This is a genomic window from Bacillus sp. FSL W8-0629 (assembly GCF_038593225.1).
GTDB lineage: Bacteria > Bacillota > Bacilli > Bacillales > Bacillaceae > Bacillus > Bacillus altitudinis.
On record NZ_CP151975.1, the window covers coordinates 2,805,758 to 2,822,817 of the forward strand.

The window sequence follows — 17,060 nt, forward strand, 5'->3', positions numbered from 1 at the left end:
AAGGAGTATATTTTATGCAGCATCAATCGATATCAGATCAGCTTTCACCAATTAAGCCTGATAAAAACTGGCGGATTTGGTGGAATTTACTACGACCGCATACATTAACAGCGGCATTTATTCCCGTTACTTTAGGAACTGTCCTAGCACTTCCGAGTGATCAAATACATGTTGGGCTATTTTTAGCTATGCTATTTGCATCGATGTTTATCCAAATTGCAACGAACATGTTTAATGAGTACTTTGATTATGTTCGCGGATTGGACAATGAGAAATCTGTCGGTATCGGCGGAGCGATCGTGAGAAACGGTGTAAAACCAAAAACAGTTTTAGGCCTCGCTTATGCCTTATTCGCGCTTTCTTTATTACTTGGGATCTATATTTGCATGATGTCTAGCTGGTGGATTGCACTCATAGGACTAATTTGTATGGCAGCAGGCTATTTTTATACCGGTGGCCCTGTACCAATTGCTTATACACCATTTGGAGAACTTGTATCAGGTGCTTTTATGGGACTAGGCATCATTTTAATTAGTTTCTATATCCAAACAGGAACATTGACATCAAAAGCTGTGCTCATTTCATTACCTATCTCTATTTTAGTTGGTGCCATCTTACTGTCGAACAATATCCGTGATTTAGACGGTGATAAAGAGAATGGACGAAAGACACTTGCTATCCTAGCTGGACGTAAAGCGGCAGTCAACATCCTACTTTCCATGTTTGTGATCTCATATGTACTCATTTTTGTTTATATCTTTATGGATATCGTGGGTCTTTGGAGTCTTCTTGTCTTACTCAGTGTGCCAAAAGCTTATACAGCCATTAAAGAATTTAAGCAAAAAGAAAAACCAATTGAATTAATGAATGCCATGAAGTCGACAGCACAAACCAATACGTTTTTTGGTTTCCTGTTAACGATCGCATTGATCTTACAATATTATCTCGCATAACACGAAACGCCTGCAGCCGCAGGCGTTTTTTATTGAAGAATTGCTTCAAATTGGCACAAGTCTTACATAAAAATTTGCTCATACTAACAATATGTTTGATATGAAAGGGTGATCGCTTTGTTGTCTAAAAACGAATTACATCAGTTGAAGCAGCGACTTCTCGATGAAAAACAAGAAATTGAAGCCAAAAGCCATGATGATGAACAGAAAGTATCATTTCCTTATGATTCAGTGGGCGAACTGTCAGCCTATGATAACCACCCTGGCGACCAAGGGACAGAACTATTCGAACGCGGAAAAGACATTGCCTTAAACAGTTTGGAACATGAGCATCTTTCCGATATCAATGAAGCACTCCAAGCAATGGCAGACGGCTCTTATGGTTTGTGTAAAGTGTGTAAAGCCCCTATTCCTAAAGAACGCTTAGAAGCCCTTCCCACCGCCGTCACATGCACAGAGCATTCAAAAGAACAGACCGTTTCACAAAACCGTCCCATTGAAGAGGACTTATTAAGTCCGCCCTCAGGGCAATTTGAAAATGAAGAAAGTGCTGCATATGACGGAGAAGATGCCTACCAAGACGTAGAACGCTATGGGAACTCTGATACCCCATCCGATATGGAATTTCCTCCATTGACATACGATGATGTGTATACACAATCAGAAGATGAAGATGATGTGGAAGACTATGAAGGGTTTGCAGCTGCTGATATTGAAGGAAAAGCAAGCAAGGTCTATCCAAATAAAGCACACGAAGCTTATGAAGAAGCATTAGATGAAGAAGGCGTCATGACAGTGTTTGGTGACTTGAAGCCTTACGAAGAAGATCCTTATACTAAAAAAAATCATTAGTCCCCACATATTGGGGGCTTGATGTTTATATCATGTAATAATTGGGAAATAAGTTGAAGAGTGAATTGATTGGGAGGAGATTTCTGGATGACTAAAAAAAGTATCATTTGGGCGGTTATCGTCTTCTTTATTACATACGCATTATTTTCTATTGCAGGGTTCCTGTTCCCTATCGACAGAGAATGGTATGACGCACTAAATAAACCTGAATGGACACCTAGTGGTGGTGTCATCGGTGCGGTCTGGGCTGTCTTATTCGCCCTCATTTCGTTATCTGCCGCCATCATTTATGCAAAGTATGGTTTTCAAAAAATCACATTACCATTTTGGATTCTGTTTCTTTTAAATTATGTATTCAATCAAGCCTTTAGCTTTTTTCAATTTACACAAAAAGATCTATTTGCAGCTACGATCGACTGCCTGCTTGTAGCACTGACAGCACTCGCACTTGTCATCGTCTCGCGTAAACTAAGCAAAGTTGTCCCAATTTTATTAATTCCTTATGTTTTATGGGGATTCTTTGCGACATACTTGTCTTATACGATCTATTCCATGAATATGTAAAAAAGACCGCTGTGATGGCGGTCTTTCGTTTTGTGGAAAATAAAAAAGAGGTCTTTATTAGACCTCTTTAAAAAATGACCCGTACGGGATTCGAACCCGTGTTACCGCCGTGAAAGGGCGGTGTCTTAACCGCTTGACCAACGGGCCAGAAAAATGGCGGAGAAGGAGGGATTTGAACCCTCGCGCCGCTTGCGCGACCTACACCCTTAGCAGGGGCGCCTCTTCAGCCACTTGAGTACTTCTCCATTTGGCTCCGCAGGTAGGATTCGAACCTACGACCGATCGGTTAACAGCCGATAGCTCTACCACTGAGCTACTGCGGAAAGTCATGGTGGGCCTGAGTGGACTCGAACCACCGACCTCACGCTTATCAGGCGTGCGCTCTAACCAGCTGAGCTACAGGCCCATGAACGATATGCAAATGGAGCGGGTGATGGGAATCGAACCCACGACATCAGCTTGGAAGGCTGAGGTTTTACCACTAAACTACACCCGCAAAAATATGTATGGGGCGATTGATGGGAATCGAACCCACGAGTGCCAGAGCCACAATCTGGTGCGTTAACCACTTCGCCACAACCGCCATACTGATATTTATTTGTAAAAGTGGCTCGGGACGGAATCGAACCGCCGACACACGGATTTTCAGTCCGTTGCTCTACCAACTGAGCTACCGAGCCATGTATTCATTTGAAAATGGCGGTCCGGACGGGACTCGAACCCGCGACCTCCTGCGTGACAGGCAGGCATTCTAACCAACTGAACTACCGGACCATTAGAGAAAAAATTTGGTTGCGGGGGCAGGATTTGAACCTGCGACCTTCGGGTTATGAGCCCGACGAGCTACCGAACTGCTCCACCCCGCGATGATATCATTTTTTAAAAATATGGCGGAGGAAGAGGGATTCGAACCCCCGCGGGCTTTGACACCCCTGTCGGTTTTCAAGACCGATCCCTTCAGCCGGACTTGGGTATTCCTCCGTATATATGGTGGACCTTGTAGGACTCGAACCTACGACCGGACGGTTATGAGCCGTCTGCTCTAACCAACTGAGCTAAAGGTCCTTTATAGCGGCGGAGGGGATCGAACCCCCGACCTCACGGGTATGAACCGTACGCTCTAGCCAGCTGAGCTACACCGCCATGATATAAAATAATCTTTTGAAAAGTGGAGCCTAGCGGGATCGAACCGCTGACCTCCTGCGTGCAAGGCAGGCGCTCTCCCAGCTGAGCTAAGGCCCCATAAAAGATGGTCGGGAAGACAGGATTCGAACCTGCGACCCCTTGGTCCCAAACCAAGTGCTCTACCAAGCTGAGCTACTTCCCGATCTTAATGGCGCGCCCGAGAGGAGTCGAACCCCTAACCTTTTGATCCGTAGTCAAACGCTCTATCCAATTGAGCTACGGGCGCTTATTTTATAATGCCGAGGGCCGGACTTGAACCGGCACGGTAGTCACCTACCGCAGGATTTTAAGTCCTGTGTGTCTGCCAATTCCACCACCCCGGCGTGGATGGTATAAGCGGAAGACGGGATTCGAACCCGCGACCCCCACCTTGGCAAGGTGGTGTTCTACCACTGAACTACTTCCGCATTACAGGATTTCTTTATGTTGTTTGGCAATGCGGGTGAAGGGACTTGAACCCCCACGTCATAAAGACACTAGATCCTAAGTCTAGCGCGTCTGCCAATTCCGCCACACCCGCATGAAAATGGTGAGCCATGAAGGACTCGAACCTTCGACCCTCTGATTAAAAGTCAGATGCTCTACCAACTGAGCTAATGGCTCGCTTTTAAAGCGACTTGTCTATCTTACCATATGAAAGTGGTGCCGGCAAGAGGACTTGAACCCCCAACCTACTGATTACAAGTCAGTTGCTCTACCAGTTGAGCTACACCGGCTTTATCTATCCTAACATTATGTAAGAATAAATATGGTGGAGGATGACGGGCTCGAACCGCCGACCCTCTGCTTGTAAGGCAGATGCTCTCCCAGCTGAGCTAATCCTCCACTATGTAGGAATCTCTCGATCCGACAAAGATTATTATATACAGGTTTCACTCATTTGTAAAGGCTATATTAAAAAAATTTTATTTCATTTTTCATGACGTATTTCTTTTAACAGATGATGTTGATGTTACCAGTCAAAACAGCTTCAATTCAACGATTAACAGCTGTATTTCTCTTCTCTATATTCTCTTTAAAAACGAGTAAATCCTTTAAAAATATCAGCAGCCTTTCAATTTTTATACTTTAATGATATAGATATTTCTTTATTTCAACTGTTAAACGCAATGAATGTTTTGATTTCAATAAAATAGCCTGATACAACTCCATTTATATGAATGAATTTGTATCAGGCATCTATACACCTGCTATTCTTTCTCTCTATTACTTTTCTCCATACTTAAAAGTGAACATGCTTCACAGACTTTCACGTTGATTTAGAGCATCTCCACGCTTATAGTGAATTAAAACAACCTGATTTATACCACATATGTATCAAGGTGATCTTCTTTCAAACAGCACAAAAAAGACCAGTTCCGATTGGAACTGATCCTTTGATAAGCTTGGCGGCGTCCTACTCTCACAGGGGGAAACCCCCAACTACCATCGGCGCTGAAGAGCTTAACTTCCGTGTTCGGTATGGGAACGGGTGTGACCTCTTCGCTATCGCCACCAAACCTGATGGAGAGAATGTTCTCTCAAAACTAGATAACAATGTTCATTTTTCACATTAGAATATAGGTTAAGTCCTCGATCTATTAGTATCTGTCAGCTCCACGTGTCACCACGCTTCCACCTCAGACCTATCAACCTGATCATCTTTCAGGGATCTTACTTCCTTGCGGAATGGGAAATCTCATCTTGAGGGGGGCTTCATGCTTAGATGCTTTCAGCACTTATCCCGTCCGCACATAGCTACCCAGCGATGCCCTTGGCAGAACAACTGGTACACCAGCGGTGCGTCCATCCCGGTCCTCTCGTACTAAGGACAGCTCCTCTCAAATTTCCTGCGCCCGCGACGGATAGGGACCGAACTGTCTCACGACGTTCTGAACCCAGCTCGCGTACCGCTTTAATGGGCGAACAGCCCAACCCTTGGGACCGACTACAGCCCCAGGATGCGATGAGCCGACATCGAGGTGCCAAACCTCCCCGTCGATGTGGACTCTTGGGGGAGATAAGCCTGTTATCCCCGGGGTAGCTTTTATCCGTTGAGCGATGGCCCTTCCATGCGGAACCACCGGATCACTAAGCCCGACTTTCGTCCCTGCTCGACTTGTAGGTCTCGCAGTCAAGCTCCCTTGTGCCTTTACACTCTGCGAATGATTTCCAACCATTCTGAGGGAACCTTTGGGCGCCTCCGTTACATTTTAGGAGGCGACCGCCCCAGTCAAACTGCCCACCTGACACTGTCTCCCTGCCCGATAAGGGCAGCGGGTTAGAAGGTCAATACAGCCAGGGTAGTATCCCACCGATGCCTCCACCGAAGCTAGCGCTCCGGTTTCCAAGGCTCCTACCTATCCTGTACAAGCTGTACCAACATTCAATATCAGGCTGCAGTAAAGCTCCACGGGGTCTTTCCGTCCTGTCGCGGGTAACCTGCATCTTCACAGGTACTATAATTTCACCGAGTCTCTCGTTGAGACAGTGCCCAGATCGTTGCGCCTTTCGTGCGGGTCGGAACTTACCCGACAAGGAATTTCGCTACCTTAGGACCGTTATAGTTACGGCCGCCGTTTACTGGGGCTTCAATTCGCACCTTCGCTTACGCTAAGCGCTCCTCTTAACCTTCCAGCACCGGGCAGGCGTCAGCCCCTATACTTCGCCTTACGGCTTCGCAGAGACCTGTGTTTTTGCTAAACAGTCGCCTGGGCCTATTCACTGCGGCTTCTCGGGGCTTTAACACCCTAAGAAGCACCCCTTCTCCCGAAGTTACGGGGTCATTTTGCCGAGTTCCTTAACGAGAGTTCTCTCGATCACCTTAGGATTCTCTCCTCGCCTACCTGTGTCGGTTTGCGGTACGGGCACCTCTCACCTCGCTAGAGGCTTTTCTTGGCAGTGTGGAATCAGGAACTTCGCTACTAAATTTCGCTCGCCATCACAGCTCAGCCTTCACGGGAAACGGATTTGCCTATTTCCCAGCCTAACTGCTTGGACGCGGATATCCAATACCGCGCTTACCCTATCCTCCTGCGTCCCCCCATTGCTCAAATGGTGAGGAGGTGGTACAGGAATATCAACCTGTTGTCCATCGCCTACGCCTTTCGGCCTCGGCTTAGGTCCCGACTAACCCTGAGCGGACGAGCCTTCCTCAGGAAACCTTAGGCATTCGGTGGACGGGATTCTCACCCGTCTTTCGCTACTCATACCGGCATTCTCACTTCTAAGCGCTCCACCAGTCCTTCCGGTCTGACTTCACTGCACTTAGAACGCTCTCCTACCACTGTTCGTAAGAACAGTCCGCAGCTTCGGTGATACGTTTAGCCCCGGTACATTTTCGGCGCAGAGTCACTCGACCAGTGAGCTATTACGCACTCTTTAAATGGTGGCTGCTTCTAAGCCAACATCCTGGTTGTCTAAGCAACTCCACATCCTTTTCCACTTAACGTATACTTTGGGACCTTAGCTGGCGGTCTGGGCTGTTTCCCTTTCGACTACGGATCTTATCACTCGCAGTCTGACTCCCAAGGATAAGTCATCGGCATTCGGAGTTTGACTGAATTCGGTAACCCGGTAGGGGCCCCTAGTCCAATCAGTGCTCTACCTCCGAGACTCTTACCTTGAGGCTAGCCCTAAAGCTATTTCGGAGAGAACCAGCTATCTCCAGGTTCGATTGGCATTTCACCCCTACCCACACCTCATCCCCGCACTTTTCAACGTGCGTGGGTTCGGGCCTCCATTCAGTGTTACCTGAACTTCACCCTGGACATGGGTAGATCACCTGGTTTCGGGTCTACGACCACGTACTCATGCGCCCTATTCAGACTCGCTTTCGCTGCGGCTCCGCATCTTCTGCTTAACCTTGCACGGGATCGTAACTCGCCGGTTCATTCTACAAAAGGCACGCCATCACCCGTTAACGGGCTCTGACTACTTGTAGGCACACGGTTTCAGGATCTATTTCACTCCCCTTCCGGGGTGCTTTTCACCTTTCCCTCACGGTACTGGTTCACTATCGGTCACTAGGGAGTATTTAGCCTTGGGAGATGGTCCTCCCGGATTCCGACGGAATTTCACGTGTTCCGCCGTACTCAGGATCCACTCTGGAGAGAACAACATTTCAGTTACAGGGCTGTTACCTTCTTTGGCGGGCCTTTCCAGACCTCTTCGCTTATATCGTTCCTTTGTAACTCCGTATAGAGTGTCCTACAACCCCAAGAGGCAAGCCTCTTGGTTTGGGCTGTTCCCGTTTCGCTCGCCGCTACTCAGGGAATCGCATTTGCTTTCTCTTCCTCCGGGTACTTAGATGTTTCAGTTCCCCGGGTATGCCTTCTCATACTCTATGTATTCAAGTATGGATACTACTCCATTACGAGCAGTGGGTTTCCCCATTCGGAAATCTCCGGATCAAAGCTTGCTTACAGCTCCCCGAAGCATATCGGTGTTCGTCCCGTCCTTCATCGGCTCCTAGTGCCAAGGCATCCACCGTGCGCCCTTTCTAACTTAACCATTTCTTACTTTAGAAAGAATCACTATGTGTGATGAACTTTGCATTGCATTCAATGTGAATGTATTACTTATTGTTATCTAGTTTTCAAAGAACAATCCTGTCTCGCTAGAGACATGTTTGAAGGAATGATCCTTCAAAACTAAACAAGACGAAAAACGTACGCTGCTCCATATATCCTTAGAAAGGAGGTGATCCAGCCGCACCTTCCGATACGGCTACCTTGTTACGACTTCACCCCAATCATCTGCCCCACCTTCGGCGGCTGGCTCCATAAAGGTTACCTCACCGACTTCGGGTGTTGCAAACTCTCGTGGTGTGACGGGCGGTGTGTACAAGGCCCGGGAACGTATTCACCGCGGCATGCTGATCCGCGATTACTAGCGATTCCAGCTTCACGCAGTCGAGTTGCAGACTGCGATCCGAACTGAGAACAGATTTGTGGGATTGGCTAAACCTTGCGGTCTCGCAGCCCTTTGTTCTGTCCATTGTAGCACGTGTGTAGCCCAGGTCATAAGGGGCATGATGATTTGACGTCATCCCCACCTTCCTCCGGTTTGTCACCGGCAGTCACCTTAGAGTGCCCAACTGAATGCTGGCAACTAAGATCAAGGGTTGCGCTCGTTGCGGGACTTAACCCAACATCTCACGACACGAGCTGACGACAACCATGCACCACCTGTCACTCTGTCCCCGAAGGGAAAGCCCTATCTCTAGGGTTGTCAGAGGATGTCAAGACCTGGTAAGGTTCTTCGCGTTGCTTCGAATTAAACCACATGCTCCACCGCTTGTGCGGGCCCCCGTCAATTCCTTTGAGTTTCAGTCTTGCGACCGTACTCCCCAGGCGGAGTGCTTAATGCGTTAGCTGCAGCACTAAGGGGCGGAAACCCCCTAACACTTAGCACTCATCGTTTACGGCGTGGACTACCAGGGTATCTAATCCTGTTCGCTCCCCACGCTTTCGCTCCTCAGCGTCAGTTACAGACCAGAGAGTCGCCTTCGCCACTGGTGTTCCTCCACATCTCTACGCATTTCACCGCTACACGTGGAATTCCACTCTCCTCTTCTGCACTCAAGTTTCCCAGTTTCCAATGACCCTCCCCGGTTGAGCCGGGGGCTTTCACATCAGACTTAAGAAACCGCCTGCGAGCCCTTTACGCCCAATAATTCCGGACAACGCTTGCCACCTACGTATTACCGCGGCTGCTGGCACGTAGTTAGCCGTGGCTTTCTGGTTAGGTACCGTCAAGGTGCAAGCAGTTACTCTTGCACTTGTTCTTCCCTAACAACAGAGCTTTACGATCCGAAAACCTTCATCACTCACGCGGCGTTGCTCCGTCAGACTTTCGTCCATTGCGGAAGATTCCCTACTGCTGCCTCCCGTAGGAGTCTGGGCCGTGTCTCAGTCCCAGTGTGGCCGATCACCCTCTCAGGTCGGCTACGCATCGTCGCCTTGGTGAGCCGTTACCTCACCAACTAGCTAATGCGCCGCGGGTCCATCTGTAAGTGACAGCCGAAACCGTCTTTCATCCTTGAACCATGCGGTTCAAGGAACTATCCGGTATTAGCTCCGGTTTCCCGGAGTTATCCCAGTCTTACAGGCAGGTTACCCACGTGTTACTCACCCGTCCGCCGCTAACATCCGGGAGCAAGCTCCCTTCTGTCCGCTCGACTTGCATGTATTAGGCACGCCGCCAGCGTTCGTCCTGAGCCAGGATCAAACTCTCCGAGGTATGCAGGATGCATATCACACATGCGTTGCTACACGATATAGCGAACTTAGCATGTGATCATTTCCTACCTCGCCAGTTTGACTGACTACCTATGATGTATCATAGGATTTTTTTATAAAAACTCGAATTAACAGGTACGTTTTGTCTTGTTTAGTTTTCAAAGATCATCTTCGTTATCGCTCAGAGGCGACTTTATTAATATAACATTCTATCAAGATGAAGTCAACAACTTTTTTCTTGAATGTTATTTCTCAACCGCGCTGTTTCAGCGGCGAATACAAATATAACACCTTTTAAAAGAAGAAACAAGTATTTTTTCTAAATAATTTATTTTTCCTGATCTCTTCCTATATATTCGTACAAAAAGGGCTTAACTCCGTAATTCACTATTGTTGATCCTGTAGGTCTTTAGTATATTTATAATAGATTGAAATTTAATAACCGCAGGGGGAGCCTCGTGCTGAGAGTGAACAATTCGTTGTTCTGACCCTTTGAACCTGTCAGTTAATACTGAAGTAGGAATGTGGAATCACTTGCATACATGCATGTATGCAAGCCGATATGTTTTTCTATGAATCACATACTCATCCTGACATGGTCTCTCCTTGCACAATTCGTGAAAAGGGGATTTTTTTATGCAACAATCAAATCAATTAGTACGACTGATGGAGATCGCCATCATGACTTCTCTTGCACTTGTTTTAGATTATTTATCAGGTCTCTTTTTAAGAATGCCAAACGGCGGGTCAATTGCACTGATCATGATTCCTGTCATTCTCATGTCCATTAGATGGGGCGTGTCTGCTGGATTTATCATCGGTGTGTTAATCGCAGGACTACAGCTGATGAACAATCCTATTATTGCTACACCTGTACAAGGATTTCTCGATTACTTTGTCGCATCTGTTGTGATTTGTTTAAGCGGGCTATTCTCAGGATCAATTAAAAAAGCCATTCAGGATAAAAAGCGAAAGAAACAATTCTTCTATATTATCCTAGCTGTATTTGTCGCCAGTTTCTTCAGACTGCTGACGTTCTTTATTTCAGGTGTAGTTTTCTTTTCTCATTATGCACCAAAAGGAACACCAGGATGGGTGTATTCATTAGTTTATAACAGCACATATATGATTCCTTCATTTATCATTTGTAGTATTGTTCTTTGTTTACTCATTCCTAGTGCGTCTCGTTTGGTTTTTCCTCGACAAAAATAACCCAGCTGTTTCAGCGGGTTATTTTTTTATGCATAATTTGCTGCTCTATTGAATCTATTAATAGTAGAAGATTTCATGCTGGAGGTACGACAATGAATCCTTACTCCATTATGCTGTGCTGTTACATCCTCAGTCTCGCCTACTTTTTGGCCAGTTTCTATGAGGCATTAAAAATAGCAGGTGTGAAAGGAAAAGTAGAGGCTTCTCCTTTTATATCTTATATTTTACTCGCCACCCTTTTTACTTTTTTCTCTCATTATTACTGGAAGCTGACGATATAATCTGTTGAACATGAGCACTTAGTACAGATAGTTCCCATCCATACCCTATTTCTTCATGGTTCTCACCAGCCAGCTCGAACTGGCTGGTGACGGCAAAACTAGGTTGAAGTTTTTGATAAAATTGCTTTGCTGAATTTTGCTCAAATACCCAGAGCAGCATATTCTGATAGCCTTTCTCTATTAAATAATCCACACCTTTTGCAATCAAAGCCATACCCGCTCCTGATTTCTGTTTTCTCTGCAACAAATAGATGGCATAAAGCTCGCCATCATATATTGAATATCTCTCATCACGCTGTTTTCCGAAGGAAGCAAAACCAAATACTCCGTCAGCATCCTCTGCGACAAACGTGCCTTCAAGCGACCTGCTTCTCCAGCTATCTTCCCGCTCCTCTACATTTAAAGCATCTAAATACTCTTGTGAAATAATGCCATGATAAGTCGTTTGCCAGCTCTTCACATGAATTTCGGCAATTTTAGGAATATCATTATGTACTGCATGTCTAACCTTCATCTGCACACCCCTTTTAGCCATTTCTTACTCTATGTTTCATATGATAAGTTGCTATTTTATAAAATTCAATCCTTAATGGATATTCGTTGACATTTTGTCAACACCCCTATATATTGGGTACGACTTCTTCTATTGAAGAGTTGAACTTTATGAAAAGGGTGAAGAAAGAGATGGAATTTAAAACAACTGAGCTTCGGCAGTTTTTAAAAGAACAACTGCAAATACGTTCTCTTTCATTAAGAGAACTCAGTACACAAACAGAAATTGATAAAGCCACACTGTCTAGAATCATGAACGGAAAAAGAACACCGACTTTGAACCATTTACAGCGGCTTTCAGATGCTCTACACATTTCTTTAGATCATCTATTGGCCACGGCTGGATTTTCAATTAAAAACGAAAGAGTTCACGGTAATACGTTCATTCAAGCAGTAGAAGAGATTGAGCGAACGCTGAAAGATCATGATGTCTATGACGGGACGTTCAGCGAGAATGAATTGAAACAGAAGTTAAATGAATATGAGACCTATAGTCAATCAGATGAGGGAAAAGAAACAATCTCAGCAAATTTTGAAAAAAAGATAGATATGATAAGCGGTGTTGGGCCATTTCTTGATCAATTGAAAAGCATGTACAGCTCGTTCATGAGCGGACGGGGGACTTCTCGAGAATTGATGTTGATGGGAGGCGCATTACTTTACTTCATTATGCCCGTTGATTTAATACCAGATTATATTTTTCCGATCGGCTATATTGATGACGCTGCAGCGGTGCAGGTCGTATTAAACCAGCTGACAAATAGGTCATAGCAGGTGACGGAGACATGAAAAAACAGAACAGCATTGACTTCGCACTATTATTCACTGTCATTTGCTTCTTTGTGATCAGCCTGCTGGCTGTGTATAGCGGATCGGGACAGTATGAAACGCAAGATATGTTTTATTTCGTCAAAAGACAAGTTTTCTGGTATATCGTCGGCTTTGGCCTTATGGCGGCAGTTGCTTACTTTGATTATGAACTGCTTGAGCGGTTATCTTTTCGATTATTTGCAGGTGGTCTCTTCCTCATCATTCTCGTTCATTTTTTTGGCACGAATCAAAATGGCTCCCAAAGATGGATCAGCTTGGGGCCCATGAAAGTGCAACCATCAGAATTTATGAAAATTTTTGTCATTCTTCTGTTAGCGGCTATTTTAAATCGATACAAACATCAGCGCTTTTCGTTTAAAGAAAGCATGATTCCTACAATGAACATCATATGCTGGACCGCTGTTCCTTTTTTCCTGATTTTAATTCAGCCAGATTTGGGGACGGCACTTGTGATCTTGTCTATTGCTTTTACACTGATGCTTGTGTCAGGCATTTCAAGTAAGATGATCGCTGCATTAATCGCTTCTTTTCTCGCGCTTCTTGCATTTTTGACCTACTTGCACAATGAACATTTTGAGCACTTTACAAAAGTGATTAAACCTCATCAGCTTGATCGCATTTATGGGTGGCTCTCCCCAGATGAATTTGATTCGACATATGGGTATCAACTGAAACAAGCAATGCTTGGCATTGGGTCAGGACAATTATCAGGAAGCGGGTATACAAAAGGAAATCAAGTACAAGGGGGAAATATCCCTGAAGCCCATACAGATTTTATATTTGCAGTCATTGGCGAGGAGTTTGGTTTTATCGGCGCCTCCCTATTGATCTGTTTATATCTTATGATGGTCTATCGAATGATTCATGTGGCTATGCATGCGAATACCCTTTATGGGCTTTATATATGTGCTGGAGTGGTTGGGCTGATCGTTTTTCAAGTCTTCCAAAACGTTGGGATGACAGTAGGGCTAATGCCTGTGACTGGTCTTGCCCTTCCTTTTATCAGCTATGGAGGCAGTGCGCTTTTAACCAATATGATTGCCATTGGCCTTGTGTTTAGTGTCAATTTGAGGTCCTCATCCTACATGTTTGGACGTAACTGGGTTTGAAGGTGATGTCATTGATTCTTTCTCACCTAAAAAAAATCGACCACATTCTTGCTGGGACGATTGTTTGTCTTTGTTTCTTTGGATTACTAATGGTGTACAGTGCGAGTTATCCTTTAGGCGAAATAAAATATGGAAAGGGCAGCTACTTCTTCATGAAACAGTGGCAATGGCTTTTGATTGGATTCTTCTTTTTCATCGCTGCGGCCCTTGTTCCATATCAAGCTTACCGTAAATGGATTCGGTGGCTTGTGATGCTGTCATTGTTATGTCTTCTCCTTGTCCTGCTTCCTGGAATCGGTGTTGTCAAAAACAATTCACAACGATGGATTCAATTGGGCTCTTTGATCATCCAGCCTTCTGAGGCTGTGAAATTAGTGATGATCATCTATTTCGCCTATGTATATGCAAGGAAACAAGCGTACATTACATCCTTTAAAAAAGGAGTACTACCTCCACTTCTTCTTTTAAGTCTAGCCTTTTTATTGATTTTAAAACAGCCAGATTTAGGTACAGCAGTTTCTATTTTATTGAGCTGCGGTATCGTCTTATTATGTGCTGGACTTAAAACACGCCACCTCATTCTACTAGGTTCGACGGCTGCGGCAGGGATCACTTTTTTTGCTGTGACCGCTCCTTATCGTTTGAAACGGATCACTTCTTTTCGTGATCCTTTCATGTATGAAGATGGAGATGGTTATCAGCTGATCCATTCCTATCTCGCCATGGATTCAGGAGGACTGACCGGGAATGGTTTAGGCAGAAGCATTCAAAAACTAGGATTTCTTCCTGAAGCCCATACAGATTTTATTATGGCCATCATTAGTGAAGAGCTGGGAATCATGGGGCTGTTGTTTGTGATGGGTGCCTACCTACTCATCATGTATCGCGCCGTTCGAATCGTTCAAGGTTTACAAGATCCATTTGGAAAGCTATTAACGATCGGGCTTACTTTTCAAATTATGATTCAAGCAGCCTTTAATCTAGGAGCTGTCTTTGGGCTTCTCCCCATTACAGGCATTCCTCTTCCCTTTATTAGCTACGGCGGATCTTCATTGGTGTTCATGATGATATCTGCAGGCATTCTTGTGAATCTCTCTTCATCTATCAAAAGACACCGGCATGTGCCCCAAGTAAAATAGACACCCTCTATCAGAAGGTGTCTTTTGATTTTTATTCTTCTATTTGACGATCAGCGATTTCTTTTTTTCTTGGCTGTTTGATTTCATTCGTCAGTTCTTGGATGCTTTGTTTCACATTGCCTTTGCCAGAGAAATTCTCAATAATTTCTTTAACATCAATTCCAGAGGAAGCTTTCAGACTTTCTTGAAGACTGGACATAAGGTTTGTCGCATAGCCGGTCACTTTGTTGGCGCCGCTGCCTTCCCCGTTACCACCTGTATCAACAACTGTAATTTTATCAATGTTAGAAAGTGGAGCAGATACTTGTTTCGCATATTCAGGTAGCATTTTCACAATCATATCAAGAATCGCCGCTTGACCATACTGTTCGAATGCTTCTGCAATTTTCTCTTTCGCTTCTGCTTCCGCAAGTCCTTTCAACCTAATGACTTCTGCTTCTGTTTCCCCTTTTGCACGATCGGCTTCTGCTTTGGCAAGCCCGTCAATCCGAACTTTCTCTGCTTCTGCTTTTGCCATTGCTTCAATGCTGTATTTCTTCGCATCTGCTTCTGCAAGACGCTTCGCTTTTTCCGCCGCAGCCGACTGCTCAACAGCATAACGGTCCGCATCTGCTTTCTTTTTCACTTCAGAATCGTATTGACGCTCACGACGCTGGATCTCTTTTTCTTCTAATTCAATTTGCTTCTGACGTTCAATGATTTTGACTTGCATTTCTTGTTCAGTTACGTGCTGACGATTACGAGCTGTTTCAAGATCGTACGCTTGGTCAGCGCTTGCTTTTGCTGTATCTTGTTCACGTCTGAATTCTGCTCTTTTCAGCTCATTGATTTTTTCTGCTTCAGCGATTTCAGTGGCACGCTCAAGCTCAGATTTCTTCGCATCTTTATCTGCTTCTGCACGTTTGATACGTGTTTCTTTATCTGCTTCTGCTGTCGCAATATCTGCATCGCGTTTCACTTGAGCAATTCTAGGTTTACCTAGTGATTCTAAATAGCCATTTTTATCACGGACATCTTTGATTGTAAACGATACAATGACAAGACCCATTTTCGCTAGATCTTGAGAAGCGACACGCTGTACTTCTTGAGAAAATTTCTCTCTGTTTTTATAAATCTCTTCAACTGTCATTGACCCTAAAATGGAGCGAAGGTGTCCTTCTAGTACTTCTCTTGCTTCATTTTCACGATCTTCTTTTGTTTTCCCTAAAAACTGCTCTGCCGCAGTGGCGATTTCTTCAATTGATCCGCCGATTTTAATGATGGCCGTTCCATCCGCCATGACCGGTACACCCTGTTCAGTATAGACTTCAGGCGTTGAAACATCTAGCTTGCTAGATAGTAAGCTGAGCGGCTCTGCTTGTTGAAAAACAGGGAGTACAAAGGTACCTCCACCTCTTACAATCTTAATCTTGTTTCCACCTTCATCCACGTGGACATTTTTACTTCCGAGGTAACTTCCTGTGACGATTAATGCTTCATCTGGACCAGCTGTCCGGTATTTCGAAACAAATACACCAATAAGTGCAATGAGAATCACAAGCACAATTCCAATAATAATTAATATGGTTGTTCCTGGCATAGCATTCCCTCCTAGATTTCTTCATTTGGTATAACAGATAACACGCCTTTGTTCACTTCGACGACCAGCACCCGGGTTCCATATGGAATCTCCTCTTCGTCGAAACTGACGGCAGGCTTTGAGATTTTCCCGCTGTTACTAATTAACAGCACTTCTCCAAACCCATCTTTTGGTACAGATACAATGATCTCTCCAGTTCTTCCTTTTAGGTCGGCCTCCGTATATGAAAGAGATTCTTCAGCAGAGGAAAGCGGGACTAAGACAAATACATGTAAACAAGTAACGAGAACCACTGCGAGGATGGCAGATAATACGGCACCAAGTCCACTTCCTACAATTGCTGTTTTTTCAGAGATAAATCCTCCAGCCGAGAAAAAGGTAAGAAATGCGAGGATCAATGTTGGTTGAAGGAACGGGACAGGAATCGCTTCAAACAATCCATCAAATACATCGCCAAAAAAGACGAAAACAAGCGTCAGGATTCCTGATACCATCAATATGTATAAGTACAGCGTCTGAAGAGGCAGCCCAAACACATCCATCTTCCTCACCCTTTCTTTATGAAATGAGCAGCTTTTCATT

Annotated in this window: 10 protein-coding genes, 21 tRNA genes, 3 rRNA genes and 1 riboswitch; of the genes, 7 read left to right on the plus strand and 27 right to left on the minus strand. The window is 44.9% G+C overall.

Going from position 1 to position 17,060, the window contains the following annotated elements; translation table 11 throughout:
• Positions 1-14: 14 nt before the first annotated feature.
• From NSQ17_RS14510 to NSQ17_RS14520, 3 genes are all read left to right on the plus strand, one after another.
• Complete coding sequence (locus NSQ17_RS14510) at positions 15-953, plus strand: 1,4-dihydroxy-2-naphthoate polyprenyltransferase (protein WP_058337238.1); 939 nt, start codon at positions 15-17, stop codon at positions 951-953.
• 117 nt (positions 954-1,070) lie between these two features.
• A complete protein-coding gene (locus NSQ17_RS14515) occupies positions 1,071-1,805 on the plus strand; it encodes a TraR/DksA C4-type zinc finger protein (protein ID WP_017358383.1) in 735 nt (244 codons plus the stop codon).
• 87 nt (positions 1,806-1,892) lie between these two features.
• Positions 1,893-2,369, plus strand: coding sequence for a tryptophan-rich sensory protein (locus tag NSQ17_RS14520; protein WP_342467548.1), 477 nt, complete (start codon positions 1,893-1,895; stop codon positions 2,367-2,369).
• 75 nt (positions 2,370-2,444) lie between these two features.
• On the opposite strand, the gene NSQ17_RS14525 is transcribed toward NSQ17_RS14520, so the two are convergent.
• The 24 genes from NSQ17_RS14525 to NSQ17_RS14640 form a co-directional block, all read right to left on the minus strand.
• Positions 2,445-2,516 (minus strand) — tRNA-Glu (locus NSQ17_RS14525).
• Between the two features lie 7 nt (positions 2,517-2,523).
• A tRNA-Ser gene (locus NSQ17_RS14530) sits at positions 2,524-2,614 on the minus strand.
• A 3-nt stretch (positions 2,615-2,617) separates the two neighbouring features.
• Positions 2,618-2,692: transfer RNA gene (locus NSQ17_RS14535), tRNA-Asn, on the minus strand.
• 6 nt (positions 2,693-2,698) lie between these two features.
• A tRNA-Ile gene (locus NSQ17_RS14540) sits at positions 2,699-2,775 on the minus strand.
• A gap of 16 nt (positions 2,776-2,791) precedes the next feature.
• Positions 2,792-2,865, minus strand: a tRNA-Gly gene (locus NSQ17_RS14545).
• A gap of 11 nt (positions 2,866-2,876) precedes the next feature.
• A tRNA-His gene (locus tag NSQ17_RS14550) sits at positions 2,877-2,952 on the minus strand.
• A gap of 24 nt (positions 2,953-2,976) precedes the next feature.
• A tRNA-Phe gene (locus NSQ17_RS14555) sits at positions 2,977-3,049 on the minus strand.
• Positions 3,050-3,066: 17 nt separating this feature from the next.
• Positions 3,067-3,143: transfer RNA gene (locus NSQ17_RS14560), tRNA-Asp, on the minus strand.
• A gap of 15 nt (positions 3,144-3,158) precedes the next feature.
• Positions 3,159-3,235, minus strand: a tRNA-Met gene (locus tag NSQ17_RS14565).
• Positions 3,236-3,257: 22 nt separating this feature from the next.
• A tRNA-Ser gene (locus NSQ17_RS14570) sits at positions 3,258-3,350 on the minus strand.
• 7 nt (positions 3,351-3,357) lie between these two features.
• Positions 3,358-3,434: transfer RNA gene (locus NSQ17_RS14575), tRNA-Ile, on the minus strand.
• Between the two features lie 4 nt (positions 3,435-3,438).
• Positions 3,439-3,512: transfer RNA gene (locus NSQ17_RS14580), tRNA-Met, on the minus strand.
• Between the two features lie 26 nt (positions 3,513-3,538).
• Positions 3,539-3,611: transfer RNA gene (locus NSQ17_RS14585), tRNA-Ala, on the minus strand.
• A gap of 8 nt (positions 3,612-3,619) precedes the next feature.
• Positions 3,620-3,696: transfer RNA gene (locus tag NSQ17_RS14590), tRNA-Pro, on the minus strand.
• Positions 3,697-3,703: 7 nt separating this feature from the next.
• A tRNA-Arg gene (locus NSQ17_RS14595) sits at positions 3,704-3,780 on the minus strand.
• An 11-nt stretch (positions 3,781-3,791) separates the two neighbouring features.
• Positions 3,792-3,877, minus strand: a tRNA-Leu gene (locus tag NSQ17_RS14600).
• Between the two features lie 12 nt (positions 3,878-3,889).
• Positions 3,890-3,961: transfer RNA gene (locus NSQ17_RS14605), tRNA-Gly, on the minus strand.
• Between the two features lie 30 nt (positions 3,962-3,991).
• Positions 3,992-4,074, minus strand: a tRNA-Leu gene (locus NSQ17_RS14610).
• A gap of 7 nt (positions 4,075-4,081) precedes the next feature.
• A tRNA-Lys gene (locus tag NSQ17_RS14615) sits at positions 4,082-4,157 on the minus strand.
• A 37-nt stretch (positions 4,158-4,194) separates the two neighbouring features.
• A tRNA-Thr gene (locus tag NSQ17_RS14620) sits at positions 4,195-4,270 on the minus strand.
• 33 nt (positions 4,271-4,303) lie between these two features.
• Positions 4,304-4,379, minus strand: a tRNA-Val gene (locus tag NSQ17_RS14625).
• Positions 4,380-4,937: 558 nt separating this feature from the next.
• Positions 4,938-5,053, minus strand: a 5S ribosomal RNA gene (gene rrf, locus NSQ17_RS14630).
• A gap of 61 nt (positions 5,054-5,114) precedes the next feature.
• Positions 5,115-8,045 (minus strand): 23S ribosomal RNA (locus NSQ17_RS14635).
• A gap of 182 nt (positions 8,046-8,227) precedes the next feature.
• A 16S ribosomal RNA gene (locus tag NSQ17_RS14640) occupies positions 8,228-9,776 on the minus strand.
• Together the 16S, 23S and 5S rRNA genes form the textbook arrangement of a ribosomal RNA operon.
• A gap of 436 nt (positions 9,777-10,212) precedes the next feature.
• Positions 10,213-10,315: riboswitch (TPP riboswitch) on the plus strand.
• Between the two features lie 96 nt (positions 10,316-10,411).
• Here NSQ17_RS14640 and thiT point away from each other — a divergent pair.
• Positions 10,412-10,987 (plus strand): energy-coupled thiamine transporter ThiT, encoded by a 576-nt coding sequence (gene thiT, locus NSQ17_RS14645; RefSeq protein WP_007500615.1) that lies wholly within the window; start codon positions 10,412-10,414, stop codon positions 10,985-10,987.
• A 240-nt stretch (positions 10,988-11,227) separates the two neighbouring features.
• On the opposite strand, the gene NSQ17_RS14650 is transcribed toward thiT, so the two are convergent.
• Positions 11,228-11,782, minus strand: a complete 555-nt coding sequence (locus NSQ17_RS14650) for a GNAT family N-acetyltransferase (RefSeq protein WP_342467549.1) — start codon at positions 11,780-11,782, stop codon at positions 11,228-11,230.
• Positions 11,783-11,931: 149 nt separating this feature from the next.
• On the opposite strand from NSQ17_RS14650, the gene NSQ17_RS14655 reads away from it, so the two are divergent.
• From NSQ17_RS14655 to ftsW, 3 genes are read left to right on the plus strand one after another with little or no spacing between them, the layout of a single operon-like run.
• Complete coding sequence (locus NSQ17_RS14655) at positions 11,932-12,591, plus strand: DUF1232 domain-containing protein (protein ID WP_342467550.1); 660 nt, start codon at positions 11,932-11,934, stop codon at positions 12,589-12,591.
• A 14-nt stretch (positions 12,592-12,605) separates the two neighbouring features.
• Positions 12,606-13,760 carry a rod shape-determining protein RodA gene (rodA, locus tag NSQ17_RS14660; protein WP_047946758.1) on the plus strand — a complete coding sequence of 385 codons (1,155 nt, stop codon included), beginning with the start codon at positions 12,606-12,608 and terminating at the stop codon, positions 13,758-13,760.
• A complete protein-coding gene (gene ftsW, locus NSQ17_RS14665; RefSeq protein ID WP_178929953.1) occupies positions 13,757-14,899 on the plus strand; it encodes a putative lipid II flippase FtsW in 1,143 nt (380 codons plus the stop codon). Before rodA ends, ftsW begins: the two co-directional genes overlap by 4 nt.
• A 31-nt stretch (positions 14,900-14,930) precedes the next feature.
• On the opposite strand, the gene NSQ17_RS14670 is transcribed toward ftsW, so the two are convergent.
• A complete protein-coding gene (locus NSQ17_RS14670) occupies positions 14,931-16,478 on the minus strand; it encodes a flotillin family protein (protein WP_008344044.1) in 1,548 nt (515 codons plus the stop codon).
• A gap of 11 nt (positions 16,479-16,489) precedes the next feature.
• On the minus strand, positions 16,490-17,020 hold the full coding sequence (locus NSQ17_RS14675) for a hypothetical protein (RefSeq protein WP_017367919.1): 531 nt from the start codon (positions 17,018-17,020) through the stop codon (positions 16,490-16,492).
• Positions 17,021-17,060 lie beyond the last annotated feature (40 nt).